Below are 16,788 nucleotides of genomic sequence, written 5' to 3'. Positions count from 1 at the left end.
CGAAGGGTTAACGTATCACGCCTATATAATGAATAACCGCCGATCGTTCGAGGAACGCCCGATGCTGAACCTGCAACAGCTTGCCGCTTACGAGCGCGACGGCGTCGTGCTCGTCGAGAACGTCGTCGACGAGGCGATGCTCGGCCGCATGCGCCGCGCGCTGTCCGACCTGATCGCCGCGTCGGCATCGGTCACCGCGCACAACGACGTCTACGACCTGGAGCCGGACCACAGCGCGGCCAATCCGCGGCTGCGCCGGATCAAGCTCCCGCACACGCGCCACCCGGTGTTCCGCGAGCTCTGCACGAGCGAACCGCTGCTGTCGATCCTCAAGCAGCTCCTCGGGCCGAACGTGCGCATGCACTCTTCCAAGCTCAACGTGAAAGCGCCCAGCGGCGGCGCAGGGCTGGAATGGCATCAGGACTGGGCTTTCCATCCGCACACCAACGCGAGCATCCTCGCGGTCGGCCTGATGCTCGAAGACTGCCGCATGGACAACGGGCCGATGCTCGTGCTGCCGGGCAGCCAGAAGACCGGCGTGCACGATCACAACGCCGAAGGACGCTTCGTCGGCGCGATCGATCCGGAACGCACCAGGCTCGACTACGAGACGCGCATCGCGTGCGTCGGCAAGGCGGGCACGATCTCCATCCACCACACGATGGCGGTGCACGGCTCGGCGCCCAACACCTCGCGGTACCCGCGGCCGTTCCTGCTCTACGAGTTCATGGCCGCGGACGCATGGCCGCTCGCGGGCGTGCCCGATCTCGAAGAGTTCGACAGCCGGATGATCTGCGGCGAGACGACCTACTGCCCGCGGCTCGAAGCGGTGCCGGTGAGATTGCCTTTGCCTGCCGCCGAGAACCTCGGGTCGATCTACGAGAACCAGACGACGTTGAAGAGGCGCTACTTCGCCTGAGGGCGTTAAAAGCAATTAACCGCAAAGGACGCAAAGGACGCAAAGGAAATCGTTCGGGTGCGAACGCAGCGCACCTAGGCCGAAGCGAGCAGTTATCCCCTCCCCCTCAGGGGGAGGGTTAGGGTGGGGGTGGGTTTGAACTTCTGCCGATTTTGTTTTTGACTTTCCTTTGCGTCCTTTGCGTCCTTGGCGGTCAAATAGCTTTTGATTTTGGCGTTAGCCTTTAAGGTCGATATCGAGCATCACGTAGGACAAGCTCTTGCCGTGCGCATCCTGCGCCAGCGAGATCGTCACGCCGCCGCCCAGCGCGTTCTCGATGACGAAGTTCAGCGCGCGCAGCTTCGGCAGCTCGTAGCGCGTCACCGGGCCTTTCGCGATGTGTGCGTAGGCGTGCGCGACGCGCTCGACGGTGAGCTGCTCGCGCAGGATGTTCCACGCGCGCTCGTCGTAGGCGGTGACCGACACGTTGGAGGTGTTGCCCTTGTCGCCTGCGCGGGCGTGGCCGAGGTCGTAGACTTTCACAGCGTGCCCTCCACCGTGACGCGCGGCTTCACCCACTCGCGGGGCACCAGCACCGATTTCACGCCGATCACTTCGCGCAATCCGTTCGTCCCTCCGCCGCCGCCCGCGGGACCGTTGACGTGCAGCGTGCGCATCTCGAAGCCGAGCGCCTGCGCGGTCTTGCGGTCGGGGCTGCGCGCGGCCATGCGCAGCCGCACTTCGTACGGTTCCGGCCGTCCTTCGCCCATGCCGTGCAGGCTCGACATGCCGATGTAGTCGACACGGATCTCGGGGTAGGAGAGGCCGCGCAGCTTCAGCCGCTCGCGCACGATCTTCTCCGCGAGCTGCGCGCGCGCGAGCGCGTTGGGCCCGGCATAGCCCACTTCGCCTTCGCCGATCCAGCCGTCGTGATAGCCGACGACCGCCTTGTAGGTCGGCGTGCGCGGCTTCGCCCTGGCGCCGGTCGCGCGCACGCGGTGCGTGCTCTCGACCGCGAACTCGACGTCGGTGATGTCGAGCACGCAGTCGGGCGTGATGTAGCGCGCGGGATCGTGCATCTCGTACAGGACCTGCTCGGTGCACGTCTGCACGTCGAGGCGTCCGCCGCTCGTCTCGAGCTTGCCGAGCGTGAGCGCGCCGTCGGCGGTCACGTCGGCGTACGGGAAGCCGATGTTCACCGCGTCGTCGGCGTCCTTGCGGCCGGGGTCGATGAAGCAGCCGCCGGTGAGCTGCGCGGCGCACTCCATGAGATGCCCCGCCAGCGTGCCGGCCGCGAGCTTCGGATAGTCGTCGTAGCTCCAGTCGTGCGCGTGCATGAGCGCGCCGACGAACATCGACGGATCGGCGACGCGGCCGGTCATCACGACCGGCGCGCCGGTCGCGAGCGCGTCGCGGATGATGTCGGCACCGAGATAGGCATTCGCCGCGGCCATGCGCGGCAGCAGCGACTCGACCGGCTCGCCGCTCTCCATCAGCGGAAGCTCCGGATGCGCGCGGATCACTTCGGCGACGTCGTCGCCCCCGACCACCGCGACCGGCAGCTCGCCGAGACCCAGCGACTTCGCGACTTCTCTCACCTTGCGCGCCGCCGACTGCGGATTCGCCGCGCCCATGTTGGTCACGACGCGCACATCGTTCCTGCGGCACGCGGGCAGCACCGCTTCGAAGCGCTCGACGAGGTAGGGCGTGTAACCCGCTTCGGGATTCTTCAGCCGCGACAGCGTCTCGCGTGCGATGGTGCGCTCGGCGAGGCACTCGAAGATCAGGTAATCGACCTCGCCGCGCTCGGCGAGATCGCGCGCCGGCTCGAAACGGTCGTCGGAAAATCCGGCGCCGGTGCCTACTCGCACAGTCTTGGCAGTCATGTAGCTCCTCCGTTTTTTAAAAACAAAGCGTCAACACGGAGGGCACGGAGGAACACGGAGGAACACGGAGGAGAACCCATTCGGTCGCGGACGCCCGGCCGTGACAAGCCATGTCGACGTCGGGCGGCCGGGCCATTTAGCTTTCCTCCGTGCCCTCCGTGCTCCTCCGTGTCCTCCGTGTGCAAGCTTTGTTTTGATTCAGGGCATCTTCACAGTCGGCGCGGCCAGCCTCTGTACGACAACGTTCACCACCGCCGGCTTGCGCGAGGCGATCGCGCGGTCGAGCGCGGGCCCGAAGTCGGCGGCGCGCGTGACGTGCTCGCCGTGGCCGCCGAGCGCGATCGCGACCTGGTCGTAGCGCGTCGGCGACAGCTCGGTATACAGCGCGCGGTCCTTGCCGTAGCTCCTGATCTGGATCTGGTGCTCGGCGTTCCAGCACGCGTCGTTGCCGACGACGATTACGGGCGCGAGCCCGCAGCGCACCGCGGTCTCGATCTCCATGAGATGGAAGCCCGCCGCGCCGTCGCCGGTGAGCGCGATCACCGTGGCGCCGGGCCGCGCGACCTTCGCGGCGAGCGCGAACGGCACCGCGCTGCCGATCGAGCCGCCCTGGCCGTTGATGAGGCGGTTCTTCGAGCTGATGCACGCCTGCGCCCACTGGCCGAACTCGCCGCCGTCGGAGACGAACACCGAGTCCCACGCCGCGTCGAGGGCGCGCTGCACCTCGCGTCCGATGTCGAGCGGGTGCAGCGGCCCTTCGCTCGATGCGATCGCCGGCACTTCCTCCGAGCGGTAGCGCACCGCTTCTTCGACTTCCGCCGTCCACGCGTTCGGCCCATCGCCCAGGCCCGATGCGCGCTCGATCAGTCTGCGTGCGGTCGGCACCGTATCGGCCACGGTCGACAGCACCACGCGCTCGTGCCCGATCACGTCGAGCGCGCGCGCGAGCGCGGCCGCCTCGGGATCGACCACGACGAACCGACACTCTTTTGCGAACCCCGGCGCTCTCGCGAACTTCAACGTGAAGTCGGGCTCCTTGCCGAGCAGCACGACGAGGTCGGCGCGGGCCACCACACGCGCGAGCCCGCCGAGCGACGGATCGTTGAGCCCGCGCGGGCTTTCCATGCACAGCACCGGCGCGTCGAGCGCACGCGCGAGCGTGGCGCGAAGCTCGCCCGCGCGCGCTTCGGCCATGACCGGTCCGGTCAGCACGAGCGGCCGCGCCGCTGCGGCGATCATCGCGATGACCGCGTCGACGGCAGTTTCGCTCAACGGCCGCGGCTCCACGTCGAGCAGCGGCGAATCGCGCTCGGCTTCGCCGTCGTAGGCGCCTTCGAGGACATCGACGGGCAGGCTGACGTGCACCGGCCCCGGACGGCCCGAGGTGGCGATGCGCACGGCGCGCGCGATGTCGTCGCCGAGGCCGGCGGCGCTCGCTGCCGTCCATGAGGCTTTGACGACGGGCGCGGCCATCTCCGCCTGGCGCATCTCCTGGAACGAGCCCGTGCCGAGCTCGGACAGCGGCGCGTGCCCCGAGAGCAGCACCACCGGGGATTCGGACGCGAGCGCGGTGTAGAGCGCGCCGATGCCGTTCGCGTGCCCCGGCCCGCCGGTGAGGAGCGCGAACGACGCCTTGCCGGTGAGCCTCGCGTAGGCGTCGGCCATGTGCACCGCCGCGTTCTCGTGGCGCGTGTGGACGACCTGAACGCGCGCGTCGAGCATCGCGTCGTACAGCGGCATCACGTGGTTGCCCGACAGTGAGAAGACGTGCGCCACGCCCGCATCGGTGAGCGTGCGCGCCAGGAGATCGGCGCCGCGGTTGTTCGACATGGGGAAACCTTCGTTGGTGTATCGCGTAGTTTAACGGCAGCGCAGGCGCCTCGCGTGCAGCACGGAGGCCTCTTTCTGCAGGTGAGGGCGCCTGCGCTCCTAACGCATGTTGCTCTTCGGAAACAGCACGCGGTCGGGCGCTGCGTTGAGCGCCTCGAGGATCTTCAGGGTGAGCCGCGTCCTGACGTGGCCCGATTCGCGCGGCACCACGAGGTAGCGCACGATCGCCTCGATCCACGTGTTCTCGCTCACGCGGAACACGACCGACGGGCGCTCGCGCACTTCGAGGTGGTCGACCGGCGTCCTGGCGAGCAGCGCCTTGAACACCTTCACCTTCTCGATCATGGTCTCGCCGAGCTCTTCCTCGGCGATCTTCTGCATCGTCGCCGCGACGAACTCGAGATCGCTCTCGTAGGCGAGGTTCACCTTGACCTCGTTCCAGATGTAAGGAAAGAGCGGCCACGAGTAATTGAACACCGGCGTGCTGAAGACGTTGGTATTGGGAAACTTGATGACGCGTCCGCTCGGATGGTCGGTCGAGAGATGGCGTCCGCCGATCTCCCACAGCGTCGTGTCCAGGTAGCCGACGTCGATCACGTCGCCGCGCGCCTCGCCGATCTGGATGCGGTCGCCGACGCGATAGGGCGCGCGCGCGAGAATGTAGATCCAGCCGATGAAGCTCGAGATCGGCGCCTGCAGCGCGAAGCCGAGGATGAGCGAGATGAGCCCGAGCGAGACGACCGCGGCATACCACTCGACGAACAGCACCGAGATGACGATGAGCGCCAGCGCGAGCCCGATGACGAGCCGCAGGATGCGCTTGAGGTTGAAGCGCGCGACGGGGCTGGGCAGGCGCTCGATCCAGTAGATTTCCACGGCGCGTGCGATCGCGAGCACGATCGCGATACCGAGGGCGCCTGAGATGTAACGCTGCGCTTTTTCCGACGCCAGCGCGTCGAGATGGAAGAACGGCGGGTCCCACTCGAGGATCGCGAGCGCCGCTACGGCTGCGAGCGCGGCGAGCAGGTAAGGCAGGGTCCACGCGATTCCCGCACGGCGTTCCTCGTGCACCTCGGACGCTTCGTGCGCGATGCGCTCGGGCTCGTGCTCGGGCTCCGTGGTTTTTGCAGCCGCGCGCTCGAGCGTCCTGAGCGTTCGGGTTTCGTGCAGCGACTCCTGCGCCATGCGCGGCTACTGCAAGGAATGCACCTGATGGGGACTGAAGGTCAAGATGGGTCCCCGCCCCCGACTGGAGCATTCGAGGGCAGGCTCTTCGCGGGGATTGACGGGCTGCCGCCCGTCAACTCTTGTCGATGAACTCTTCGTCTTCCGGGTCCATCGGCGCATCGGCGGTGGTGTCGCCCTCGGCGACTTTGCGCCGCGCCTCGTCGCCCTCGCTCTTGCCTCCCGTGGACTGACCGCGGAAACGGCGTTGCTCGTTCGTCGGCGCCGCGCCTTCGGGCCCGTCCGGCCTGGTTCGGTCGCGGGAGTCTTTTCTGGTTTCGTCCGGCATGGCAGCTCCTGACGTTGAGGTTCACGAGACACGAGTACGTCGCGTGCCGTCGCAAACTTTACCTGTTCAGCTCGCGCTTGCGCGAGCGCGCCACAGCATGAATACGACGCCTGCATTGAGCAGGAGCACGGTGATCGCCGGCCACGTCACCCGCTGCGTGAGCTCGGCGAGCTCGAACGGAAGATACAACGCGGCGGAGATGATGCCGAATCCCCACGCCCAGCTTCTCGCGCGCCAGAGGCCGTAAGCCTCCACAAACCTTACAGCGGCGTAAGCCAGCGCACCCAGGCTCAGCGCGAGCTTGTGCGCGCTGCCGAAGTCCGCGAGCGTCGCCGCGAACACGCCGGGATAGTGCCGCGCCGGATTCAGATGGAAGTGCTTCACGATCGCCTCGGCCCCATGCTGGAGGTCGCCGTGCAGCAGGCGGAAGACAATGCCGGCCGCGATCAGCACGAGCGCGCCCTTGAGCGCTTCGACGATCGCGACCGCGCGCAGCTCGCGGGTGCGGCTCGCGGCCATCTAGATGTTGCGGAATGACTTTTCCATCGCCGCATTGTCGCACCCGCGAGCCGTCGCGCGACCAGCTGCGCTAGACCCACCGGCGACTGATGAGCTGTTTCGACCGGCTGCCGTAGTGCGCGGAAAATCGGGGACAGACCCCGATTTTTAAGCCACTGAATGCGCGATACTTCTGGCGGGCGTGCCCTCGCTCGATCTCACCACCTCGAATACCGCATCGCTGTAGAGCGCCCACGGCAGCAGCACCGCCGAGTGCCCGCCCTGGCCGCCGGCGACGACCACCTGCACGTCGTCGGGCGAGCGGGTGACGTACTGGAAGCCTTGCGAGTGATCCTGCGCGGCGACGCTCACGATGCCGCGCGACCGGATGCGCTCCAGCGGAATGCGCGCGCCGGCGTGCACCTCGCGGCGGATGCGCCGCTTGTCGTAACCGTCGCGCGCGAGGATGCGCGCGTGATCGGGATTGAGCACGAGCACGAGCGGTCCCGCGTTGGATGCATTGTTGCTGCCGAGCGTGGTGCAGCAGTCGATGAACGTTTCGAGCAGCGCCGCGCCCGTCGTGCTGCCGATGTCGAGCACGTTGTGAGGCGCTTCGGCCTTGAGGACCATCACGCAGGTGGTGTCGGCGTCGTAGCGCTCGGCGTTGAGCGTCGGCCACGGGCTCAAGCGGGGATCTTCGGCGAAACAGTAGGTGAATTCCGCCGGCGACGACAGGCACGCGAGATCGGCGTGTCCCGGCACCGGGCGGCAGACGTTGAGCAGCGCGAGGTTCACCGCGCGGCCGATGGTCGCGTTCGCGCGAAAGCCGGGGCCGAGGCAGCCCGCGCCGCCGTGCATGCCGATCTGCTGAGCGATCGGGCCGCTGGCGAGCACGAAGTGGCCGCCGCTGAACGTCGTCGTCACCGCCTGGATCAATCCGTATTCGGGCCGCGCCAGCGCGCGCAGCGCCGTGAGTACGATCGGCACGTAGTGCGGCCGGCATCCCGCCATGACCGCTGCGACGAGCGCGTCGCGCACGCGGATGGGCGTGCCGCTGGGGCCGATGCCGCTTGCAATGACGTCGTCGACGTCGAACGGGCAGTGCTCGCGCATGCGCTCGAAGCGCTCGGGCGTCGGTGCGACGATTGGCAGGCCGTCGCCGATGTGCAGGGATTCGAAGGTGTCGTAGACCTCGGCGTCGCTGCCGCTGCGCTCGTGGCGAACGGGCAGATGGCCGTCGTCCTGCGCGGCTTCGCGATCGATCGGATATGAATCGGCGTGCGATGCACCCTGCGTCAGCGCCGTGACGATGCGCTCGACGCATGCATCGGCTTGGCGTTCGACGTCGCCCGCTTCGCTCGCCGGGAAGACATCGAGATCGATCAGACACAGCGCGCCGGCGCGGTAGTGCGCATGCGCGACTGCAAGCGCGGAGCCGGGCTGCGCAGTGAGGCACGCCGTGGGTATGCCGGCTTTCTCGAGCGCGATCGTCAGCGCGACCATCGCGGGGCTCACGCCCATGTCGGCGAGAGCGATCACCGCCGCAGCGGGCTTCATGTCAGCGAGCTTCTGCGCGAGCGCCGCGATGCCCCCGGGCGACTTGCCGCGGATGGTCTCGCGATGGTCGATGAACCGCGCGATGCCGCGGTTCGTCAGTCCGTGCCTGATCCGCGGGAACAGCGCGCCGTAGTGGCCGACGTCCATCTTGAGGTTGTCGTAGAAGAGCACCGTGCCCGCGGCGAGCGCGTCAGGCGCGAGACGAGGCGCGAGCGTGACGCGTTCCAGCGTGAGCTGCCCGCGCGGGTCGAGGAGTCGCATAAGGATCGTCATTCCCGACCCGCGACAGCGGGATCGGGAATCCATTTTCGAACACCGGCAATCGAACATGGATTCCCGCCTTCGCGGGAATGACGACTGCACGGGAATCCATTCGCACGCGACACGGTATCATGCGGCGCGCCCATCACGAACCGAACCATGGACTTTCACGAACTTTTCGACGCGGCCGGCCTGTCTTTCAAGATTCCCGTCGCGGTGCTGGCGCTGCTGGTGCTGGTCATCTTCTTCCTGCTGTTCGTCATCTGGTCGATGGGCCGCCATCGCGACCCCAAGCTCGAGATCGAGAGCGACGGCACGCTCGACACGCTCATCAACTCGCTGGCCGGGCTTTCGCTCGGCACGCCGATCCCCGGCAATCGCGCCGAGATCTTCGAAAACGGCGCGTTCTTCGACGTGCTGCTCGACGATATGGGCAAGGCTCAGCGCTCGCTCCACTTCGAGACGTTCCTGTGGAAGGAGGGCGCGCTCAGCCAGCGCGTGACCGCGGCGCTGGTCGCGCGAGCGCGCGCCGGCGTCACGGTGCGCGTGCTGCTCGACGCGACGGGCTGCAAGAAGATGGGCAAGGAGACCGAGCAGCGGCTGCGCGACGCCGGCTGCAAGGTCACCAAGTTCCACGAGCGCACGCTTGCGAACGTCGGCCTCATCAACCAGCGCGACCATCGCAAGATCGTCGTGGTGGACGGCCGCACCGCGTTCGTCGCCGGCCATTGCATCGTCGACTGCTGGCTCGGCGACGGCGAGGACCGCGATCACTGGCGGGACGTCGGCGTGAGGCTCACCGGTCCCGCGGTGAACGCGGTGCAGGCGGTCTTCAGCGAGAACTGGGTCGAGGAGACCGGCGAGCTCTTCGCCGGCGACGACGTCTTCCCGCAGCCCGACCGCGCGGGCGAGACCCTCGTGCACGTCGCGCACGCCAAGCCCGAGAACTCGGCGCCCGCGGTGAAGATCCTGCACCACGCGGTGATCTGCTGCGCGAAGAAGCGCCTGTGGATCCAGAACCCGTATTTCATTCCCGAGCCCGAGGCGATCGACGCGTACGGCGAAGCGGTCAAGCGCGGCGTCGACGTGCGCGTGATGGTGCCGTCGGCCGAAGCCTCGGACATGCCGATGGTGCAGCACGCGGCGCACCGCAACTTCGGGAAGCTCCTTGCCTGCGGCGTGCGCATCTTCGAGAACCCGAAGACGCTGCTCCACCAGAAGGTGATGACGGTCGACGGCATCTGGTGCGCGATCGGCTCGACCAACTTCGACGACCGCGCGTTCGAGATCAACGACGAGATCACGCTCGGTTTCCTCGATTCGAAGCTCGCCCGCGAGCTGGAAGAGGTCTTCGAGCGCGACCTGAAGGACTGCACCGAGCTCCGGTGCGACGAGTGGGAGAAACGGGGCACGCTGCACAAGCTCAAGGACCACTTCTTCTATCTCTTCAACGAGCAGCTCTAGTTGCACTACAATCGCCCGATGCACCGCAGCCATCTCGCGCGCCTCGCGCACCCGCCCTCGCTGTAGGCAATCACCGCACGCGTGCCGTCCGGTCCGTCCTCCCTAACGACGGGCACGCGCACACTCAGCACGATCAAGGCACGGCTCGTCATTCCCGCGAACGCGGGAATCCATTTCGACCTACAGCCGAACATGCCTTCGAACCAACCCCTGCGCCTCGCGACCTGCATGGCGCCCAACGCCGAACCGATGGTGCGCGAGCTCGCGCTATGGCTCGCGGCGCGACTCGAAATCCCGGTGCAGCTCGTCGACGACGTGCCGTGGCAGGAACGCGAGCGCCGCCTCGACGCGGGCCTCATCGACCTCTGCTGGATCTGCGGTCTGCCGTACGTGCAGAAGGCCGACGACGGAATCGCGATCGAGCCGTGCGTCGCGCCGGTGATGCGCGCGGCGCGCTATAGCGACGAGCCGATCTACTACTCGGATGTGATCGTGCGCATCGACAGTGCGTACCGCACCTTCGCTGATCTGAAAGGACGCACCTGGGCGTACAACGAGCCGCGGTCGCACTCGGGCTACGGCATCGTGTGCCACAGCCTCGCGCAGCGCGGCGAGACGTTCGGCTATTTCGGCAAGCTGATCGAAGCGGGCTCGCACCAGCAGGCGCTGCGGCTCGTCAAATGGGGCGACGCCGCCGCGGCGGCGATCGACAGCACGGTGCTGGAAGCGGAGCTCGCGCGCATACCGTCGCTGCGCCGGGCGTTCCGGGTCATCGACACGCTGGGCCCCAGCCCGGCGCCGCCGTGGGTGATCTCGACGCGGCTGCCGGCGGCGTCAAGGCTGGAGATCGCGCACGCACTGGAGTCGATGAGACAGGATCCCGAAGGCGCGGCGATCCTCGGGACCTGGGGAATTTCGGAGCTGCGCCGTGTCGGCGCGGCGCACTACGATCCGATGCGCGACATGATGCGCGTCGCGATCTAGCGCGCGAGCCGGCTGTCGTTCCTCTCGGGCGTGAGCACCCGGATCGGGCTGCCGCTCGCGAACGCGACGAGGTTGTCGACGGTGTCCTCGTAAGCGACCTTGAAGAACTCCTGCACCGCGTAGCCGAGGTGCGGCGTCAACACGGTGTTGGGGAGCTTGCGCAGCGGGTGGTCGTCGGGCAGCGGCTCCTGGTGATAGACGTCGATGCCGGCGCCGGCGATGCGGCCCGCGCGCAGGCAGTCGATGAGCGCCTGCTCTTCGATCAGCGGCCCTCGCGAGGTGTTGATGAGAAGCGCGGTGGGCTTCATCAGCGCGAGCTCGCGCGCGGCCACGATGTTGCGAGTCGATTCCGCCAGCACCATGTGCAGGCTCACCACGTCGCTAGTCGCGAAGAGCTCGTCCTTGTCGACGCGCGTGACGCCGAACTGGCCGGCGATCTCCTGCGTGAGATTGGGGCTCCACGCGATGACGTTCATGCCGAGCGCCTTCGCGGTGGGCACCATGTTGCGTCCCTGGCGGCCGAGGCCCACGAGACCGAGCGTGCGGCTGTTGAGCGTGATGCCGGCGGTGTGCTGCCAGCCGCCTTTCTTCATCTCGTTCGCTTCCAGCGGGATGTGCCGCGCCACCGCGAACATGAGCCCCCACGCGAGCTCGGAGGTCGCCTTGTTGTAGCTGCCACGGAAGAGCTCGGTGTGAGAGACCACGATGCCGCGCTCGTTCGCCGCCGCGACGTCGAGCGTGCGGTGGTAATAGCCGGTGATGCAGATCAGCTTGAGATTCGGCAGGCGCTCGATCAGCGAGCGCGGCACCGGCATGCGCTCGCGGATGAGCGAGATCGCATCGAAAGGCCGCAGCGCTTCCGCCGCCTCGTCCGGCACCTTCAGCGGCCGGTCGAACATCGTGATCTCGGTGTCGGGCGGCAGCTTCGACCAGTCGGCGGATTTCTGGGAGAGATGGAGGTAGTCGTCGAGGACGGCGATTTTCATGAGAGTCTCGTTGCAGAGGAGGAGCGGGACAGTGTAGTCGCGCTTTCGTCATTCCCGCGCAGGCGGGAACGGCCCGGCGTTTCGTCATTCCCGCGCAGGCGGAAATTCATTTTCAACGGCTTCAAAATGGATTCCCGATCCCGCTTGCGCGGGTCGGGAATGACGATCCGCTACGCGCGCAATACGTAAGTCCCGACATGATGCGCCGCCAGCGGCACGGTCGCGGTGCTGCAGTCGGCGACCGCATACGCGCTGCGCGCGCCGAGCTTGAGCACTCTCGCGCGGCAGATCACGTTCTCGCCGCGCGCGGCGGTGAGGAACGAGCTCTTGAAGTCGGCGGTCACCCACTGCTCGTGCGTGCCGCGCGTGGTGAGGATCGCCAGCCACATCGCGACGTCCGCGAGCGCCATCAGCGCCGGGCCGTTGACCGTGCCGCCGGGGCGGTCGAGCGCTTCGCGGTAAGGCAGCTCGACCTCGCACTCGCCGGGGCTGCACGAGATCGCCCTCAATCGATAGGGCTCGATGAACGGACAGGACGCGAGCAGGGCATTGAGATCTTCGAGCGTTGTCATGGCGGCGTAGTTTACGCGGCTGCGCCGGACGCTCCGGGATTGCTTCGCCGTTGCGCTCCTCGCAATGACGTCATCGCGAGGCGCCGTCAGGCGCCGTGGCGATCTCGTGGCGCACGCAAACGGCGTTAGACTCGCATGACGACCAAGGACCGCGCCCATGACCCGCCAGCCCAACATCCTCCTCATCACCTCCGACCAGCAGCGCGCCGACTGCAACGGCTTCGAGAACGCCAACATCCGTACGCCGCACATCGACCGGCTCGCGCGCGAAGGCACACGGTTCTCCGCGTGCATCACGCCGAATCTCGTGTGCCAGCCGTCGCGCGCGTCGATCCTCACCGGACAGCTTCCGCTCACGCACGGTGCGTGGGACAACGGCGTCGACCTCGATCCGCACGTCGGAGAGAAAGGATTCGCGGGCACGCTGCATCGCGCGGGCTACGACACCGCGTTCCTCGGCAAGGCGCATTTCGCGACCAAGTCGACGTTCGCGCCGACCGGCTCGCCCGAATGCAACAAGAGTCAGCACAAGTACGGGCCTGCATGGTTCGGACCGTACATGGGTTTCCAGCACGTCGAGCTCTGCGTGACCGGCCACCAGCACCGCACGCGTCCGCTCGAGCGCCCGCCGTGCGGGCATTACGAGCGCTGGTGGCTGTCGCGCGGGAAAGAGGAAGAAGCGCTGAAGCTGTGGGCCGAGAGCACGCGGTCCGATCTCGGCGCGGCGCAGACGTGGCATTCCGCGCTGCCGGTCGCGTGGCATTCGAGCACGTGGATCGGCGACCGCGCGGTCGAATGGCTCAGGACGCGCCCGCAGGCGCGGCCGTTCTGCGCGTGGGTGTCGTTCCCCGACCCGCACCATCCCTTCGACTGCCCCGAGCCGTGGAGCCTCATGTACGACCCGAAGGACATGAAGCTTCCCGAGCATCGCACGCGAGACCTCGAGCGGCGGCCGTGGTGGCACAAGGCTTCGCTCGAAGGCAAGCCGCAGCTCACCGACCCGACGATGTTCAAGTTCCGCGCCGAAGGCTCGCGCGTGCCCGACCAGACCGACGCGCAGCTCGCCGAGATGACCGCGAACTACTACGGCATGATCTCGCTCATCGATCACAACGTCGGGCGCATCCTCACCGCGCTCGACGACCTCGGTCTCGCCGACGACACGCTCGTGGTCTACACCACCGATCACGGCGAGCTGCTCGGGAATCATGGCCTGTATCTCAAAGGCCCGACGCCGTACGAAGACCTGCTGCGCGTGACCTGCGTGCTGCGCGGGCCGGGCGTCGCTGCGGGACAGGTCGTCGCAGAACCGGTATCGACGCTCGATCTCGGGCCGACGTTTTTGCAGCTTGCGAACGTGGCGCCGGAGCTGGAGACGCAGGGCAGGAGTCTGCTGCAGCCGTCAGCACGCGACTGCGCCTGGAGCGAGTGGCACCTCCACCCTTCGCGCTGCGGCGTCGCGCTCAAGCTGCGCACCGTCCGCACCAGGGACTGGAAATGCACCTTCGAGCTCGACTCCGGCGCGGGCGAGATGTACGACCTCGCGAACGATCCCGCCGAGATGCACAACCTCTTCGACGACGCCGGCTACCGCGCGAAGCGCAGGGAGCTCGAGGACATGATGCGCGCGCGCCCGGGCAAGGTGAGGGAGACCCTCGCCGAGCCGATCGGCATGGCATAGCGAGCGTTTGGGACTGTCTACGCGCGCCGCGGGATTGCTTCCTCGCTGCCGCTCCTCGCAATGACGACGGTTGTCATCGCGAGGCGACTCCGGCAGGAGCGCCGTGGCGATCTCGTGGCGCACGACGTTATTTCCTCGGTGCGCGCTTCTTCCTCGCCGCGCCCTCCCGGCCGTAGAGCTTCCTCGGCTCGTTCTTCGCGTCGTCCGGCACGCGCCGGCGCGGTTGACTTCGCTCTCTTCTTCGCGGCCATCGGTCAGTGCCGCTTGAAGTACTGCACCTCGCGCTCGTGCTTCTCGGCCGCCGCGCGGGTCTTGAACGTCCCGAGGTTCCGGCGCTTGCCGGTCCTCGGATTCTTCTTTCTCGAATAGAGGCGGTATTCGCCCGAGGCAAGCTTGCGGATCATCGGGTTCTCCTCAGGTTACGATTCGGGTCATCACAGGAAAGAGGAGCCTCGCATGCCTGCATTCCGTCCGTTCCTGCTGCTCTGCGCGTTCGCGCTTGTCCCGCTGACGGCAGCCGGGCAAGTCTCGCGCCCGGTCCGCATCGTCGTCCCGTTCCCGCCCGGCGCGAGCCCGAACGACGTCACCGCGCGCATCCTCGGGCCGAAGCTCGCCGAGCAGACGAAACAGCAGGTCGTCGTCGACAACCGTCCCGGCGCGGCCGGCACGATCGGCACCGACATCGTCGCGAAATCGAATCCGGACGGACACACGCTGCTCATCAACAGCATGACGCTGACGATCGTCCCGAACGCGTACAAGCACCTGCCGTTCGATCCGTACAAGGACCTCGCGCCGATCGTGATGGTGGCGCAGGCGCCTCAGCTCGTCATGGTGAACGCGACGGTGCCCGTGACGACCCTCAAGGAGCTGATCGCGTACGTGAAGCAGCGGCCTCGGGAGTTCAAGTTCAGCTCCGGCGGCAACGGCACGGTGCCGCATCTCGCCGGCGAGCTCCTGAACCACATGGCCGGATTGCAGATGTCGCACATCCCGTACAAAGGCGGCGCGCCCGCGGGCGCGGCGATGATCGCGGGCGAAGTGCAGATGTACATCGACACCGCGACGGGCTCGCTCGGCTACATCAAGGCGGGCAAGGTGAAGGTGCTGGGCGTCGCGGCGAAGCAGCGCACGTCGCTCCTGCCGGACGTGCCGACGATCGAGGAGGCCGGCCTCCCCGGTTACGAAGTGGTCGTGTGGTACGGCGTCTTCGCGCCCGGCAAGACGCCGAAGGCGACCGTGCAGGCGCTCAATCGCGAGTTCCGCACCGCGCTCGCCGCGCCGGACGTGCAGTCGCGCTTCGCCGCCCTCGGCACCGACGTCGTGGGCTCGACTGCGGAGGATTTCACGAAAAAATTCCATGCGGACCTGAAAAGATGGGCGAGCTTCGTGAAGGAGGCCGGGCTGAAGCTCGAGTGACGCGTCATAATGGCGGCTCACCCGACAGAAAAAACATCGCACGTGGCTTCCATCGAGAGCATCACCCCGTTCGTCGTCAACCTCTCGCCGAAATCGAACTGGTTCTTCGTGCGCGTCACGAACGACGCCGGCATCCACGGCTACGGGGAGGGCACGCTGTACGGGCGCGAGACGGAACAGCTCGCCGCGCTCGAATCGCTGAAGCCCATCATCCTCGGGCGGCCGGCGCAGCTCGTGCACATGGCAATGCCCGCAGGCGGCGGGGGGCTGGTCGCGAGCTCGGTGGTGAGCGCGCTCGAGCAGGCGATCACCGACCTGCGCGCGCGCGAGTGGGGAACGCCGCTCTACAAGGAGCTGGGCGTGCCGCCGCAGCGCACCGCCATCCGCATGTACGCCAACATCAACCGCCGCACCGGGGACCGTTCGCCCGAAGGCTTCGCGGCGAGCGCGCGCGACGCGCTGGCGCAGGGCTTTCTCGCGGTGAAGATCGCGCCGTTCGACGGCGTCGTGCCGCAGGAGCTCGGCACGAAGGAGAGCCGCGCGCTGATCGACGCCGGCATCGCGCGCATCCACGCGACGCGCGACGCGATCGGCGAGAACACCGTGCTCATGGTCGACTGCCACTGGCGCTTCGACGAAAAGACCGCCGCGACCGTGCTGAAGGAGCTCAAGAGCGCGAAGCTCTTCTGGTTCGAGTGCCCGATCGCCGAGACCGGGGAAAACCATCCGGCGCTGAAGAAGCTGCGCCGCGTCGCGCACCGCATCGAGACGCGTCTCGCGGGCGCCGAGCAGGGCATCGGCGTCGACGCCTTCAAGCCGTTCGTCGAAGGCGGGCTGTACGACGTCGTCATGCCCGACGTCAAATACGCCGGCGGTTACCAGCAGATGCTGCGGATCGCCGAGATGTGCCAGCGCAGTCAGGTCGACTTCTCTCCGCACAATCCGACCGGTCCGGTGTGCACGATGGCAAGCCTGCATATCTGCGCGGTGGCGCCGAACTTCCTGCTGCTCGAGCACCAGCTCGGCGAGAGCCCGCTGTATCACGAGCTCGTGCGCGGCGCGCATCCCGCGGTGCGCGACGGTTGCTTCGAAGTGCCGAGCGCGCCGGGCCTCGGCATCGACCTCGACGAAGACCTCATGCGCGCGCATCCGTACCAGCCGCTGACGAACGTGCGCGACGCGCGGCTGGGACAGGGCGGACGATGAGCGTGCGACGGCCGTCATTCCCGCGAAGGCGAC

At 67.4% G+C, this 16,788-nt stretch carries 16 protein-coding genes; 6 read left to right on the top strand and 10 right to left on the bottom strand.

Annotation, left to right across the window (positions count from 1 at the left end; all coding sequences use genetic code 11):
* Window positions 1-61: 61 nt before the first annotated feature.
* Window positions 62-919 carry a phytanoyl-CoA dioxygenase family protein gene (locus VHP37_25880; GenBank protein ID HEX2829803.1) on the top strand — a complete coding sequence of 286 codons (858 nt, stop codon included), beginning with the start codon at window positions 62-64 and terminating at the stop codon, window positions 917-919.
* Window positions 920-1,135: 216 nt separating this feature from the next.
* On the opposite strand, the gene VHP37_25875 is transcribed toward VHP37_25880, so the two are convergent.
* The 7 genes from VHP37_25875 to VHP37_25845 form a co-directional block, all read right to left on the bottom strand.
* On the bottom strand, window positions 1,136-1,441 hold the full coding sequence (locus VHP37_25875; protein HEX2829802.1) for a hypothetical protein: 306 nt from the start codon (window positions 1,439-1,441) through the stop codon (window positions 1,136-1,138).
* On the bottom strand, window positions 1,438-2,784 hold the full coding sequence (locus tag VHP37_25870) for an acyclic terpene utilization AtuA family protein (GenBank protein HEX2829801.1): 1,347 nt from the start codon (window positions 2,782-2,784) through the stop codon (window positions 1,438-1,440). Before VHP37_25870 ends, VHP37_25875 begins: the two co-directional genes overlap by 4 nt.
* A gap of 198 nt (window positions 2,785-2,982) precedes the next feature.
* Window positions 2,983-4,614 (bottom strand): thiamine pyrophosphate-binding protein, encoded by a 1,632-nt coding sequence (locus VHP37_25865; GenBank protein ID HEX2829800.1) that lies wholly within the window; start codon window positions 4,612-4,614, stop codon window positions 2,983-2,985.
* Between the two features lie 99 nt (window positions 4,615-4,713).
* Window positions 4,714-5,799 carry a mechanosensitive ion channel family protein gene (locus VHP37_25860; protein HEX2829799.1) on the bottom strand — a complete coding sequence of 362 codons (1,086 nt, stop codon included), beginning with the start codon at window positions 5,797-5,799 and terminating at the stop codon, window positions 4,714-4,716.
* Between the two features lie 115 nt (window positions 5,800-5,914).
* Window positions 5,915-6,127: a hypothetical protein gene (locus VHP37_25855; GenBank protein ID HEX2829798.1), complete on the bottom strand. Its 213-nt coding sequence runs from the start codon at window positions 6,125-6,127 to the stop codon at window positions 5,915-5,917.
* 66 nt (window positions 6,128-6,193) lie between these two features.
* Window positions 6,194-6,646 carry a DUF2127 domain-containing protein gene (locus VHP37_25850; protein HEX2829797.1) on the bottom strand — a complete coding sequence of 151 codons (453 nt, stop codon included), beginning with the start codon at window positions 6,644-6,646 and terminating at the stop codon, window positions 6,194-6,196.
* Between the two features lie 147 nt (window positions 6,647-6,793).
* Complete coding sequence (locus VHP37_25845) at window positions 6,794-8,443, bottom strand: hypothetical protein (protein HEX2829796.1); 1,650 nt, start codon at window positions 8,441-8,443, stop codon at window positions 6,794-6,796.
* Window positions 8,444-8,602: 159 nt separating this feature from the next.
* Here VHP37_25845 and VHP37_25840 point away from each other — a divergent pair, with 159 nt between their 5' ends.
* Together VHP37_25840 and VHP37_25835 are read left to right on the top strand one after the other, a co-directional pair.
* Window positions 8,603-9,907 (top strand): phospholipase D-like domain-containing protein, encoded by a 1,305-nt coding sequence (locus VHP37_25840; protein HEX2829795.1) that lies wholly within the window; start codon window positions 8,603-8,605, stop codon window positions 9,905-9,907.
* Window positions 9,908-10,099: 192 nt separating this feature from the next.
* Window positions 10,100-10,891: a PhnD/SsuA/transferrin family substrate-binding protein gene (locus tag VHP37_25835; GenBank protein ID HEX2829794.1), complete on the top strand. Its 792-nt coding sequence runs from the start codon at window positions 10,100-10,102 to the stop codon at window positions 10,889-10,891.
* Here the strand turns inward: VHP37_25835 and VHP37_25830 are convergent.
* A complete protein-coding gene (locus tag VHP37_25830) occupies window positions 10,888-11,877 on the bottom strand; it encodes a D-2-hydroxyacid dehydrogenase family protein (GenBank protein ID HEX2829793.1) in 990 nt (329 codons plus the stop codon). The two genes, VHP37_25835 and VHP37_25830, sit on opposite strands and share 4 nt — an antisense overlap.
* A gap of 170 nt (window positions 11,878-12,047) precedes the next feature.
* Complete coding sequence (locus VHP37_25825) at window positions 12,048-12,449, bottom strand: PaaI family thioesterase (GenBank protein HEX2829792.1); 402 nt, start codon at window positions 12,447-12,449, stop codon at window positions 12,048-12,050.
* A gap of 157 nt (window positions 12,450-12,606) precedes the next feature.
* Here VHP37_25825 and VHP37_25820 point away from each other — a divergent pair, with 157 nt between their 5' ends.
* Entirely contained in the window at window positions 12,607-14,130 is a 1,524-nt protein-coding gene (locus VHP37_25820; GenBank protein HEX2829791.1) for a sulfatase-like hydrolase/transferase, read from the top strand.
* Between the two features lie 254 nt (window positions 14,131-14,384).
* Here VHP37_25820 and VHP37_25815 read toward each other — a convergent pair whose 3' ends face one another.
* Window positions 14,385-14,534 carry a hypothetical protein gene (locus VHP37_25815; protein HEX2829790.1) on the bottom strand — a complete coding sequence of 50 codons (150 nt, stop codon included), beginning with the start codon at window positions 14,532-14,534 and terminating at the stop codon, window positions 14,385-14,387.
* Between the two features lie 52 nt (window positions 14,535-14,586).
* Here VHP37_25815 and VHP37_25810 point away from each other — a divergent pair, with 52 nt between their 5' ends.
* Both VHP37_25810 and VHP37_25805 read left to right on the top strand, forming a co-directional pair.
* Entirely contained in the window at window positions 14,587-15,549 is a 963-nt protein-coding gene (locus VHP37_25810; GenBank protein HEX2829789.1) for a tripartite tricarboxylate transporter substrate binding protein, read from the top strand.
* Between the two features lie 42 nt (window positions 15,550-15,591).
* Complete coding sequence (locus VHP37_25805) at window positions 15,592-16,755, top strand: mandelate racemase/muconate lactonizing enzyme family protein (GenBank protein HEX2829788.1); 1,164 nt, start codon at window positions 15,592-15,594, stop codon at window positions 16,753-16,755.
* Window positions 16,756-16,788 lie beyond the last annotated feature (33 nt).

The organism is Burkholderiales bacterium (assembly GCA_036262035.1).
GTDB lineage: Bacteria > Pseudomonadota > Gammaproteobacteria > Burkholderiales > SG8-41 > JAQGMV01.
Note: the sequence above shows the minus strand (reverse complement) of the source record. Positions and strands in the feature narration are given on the sequence as shown.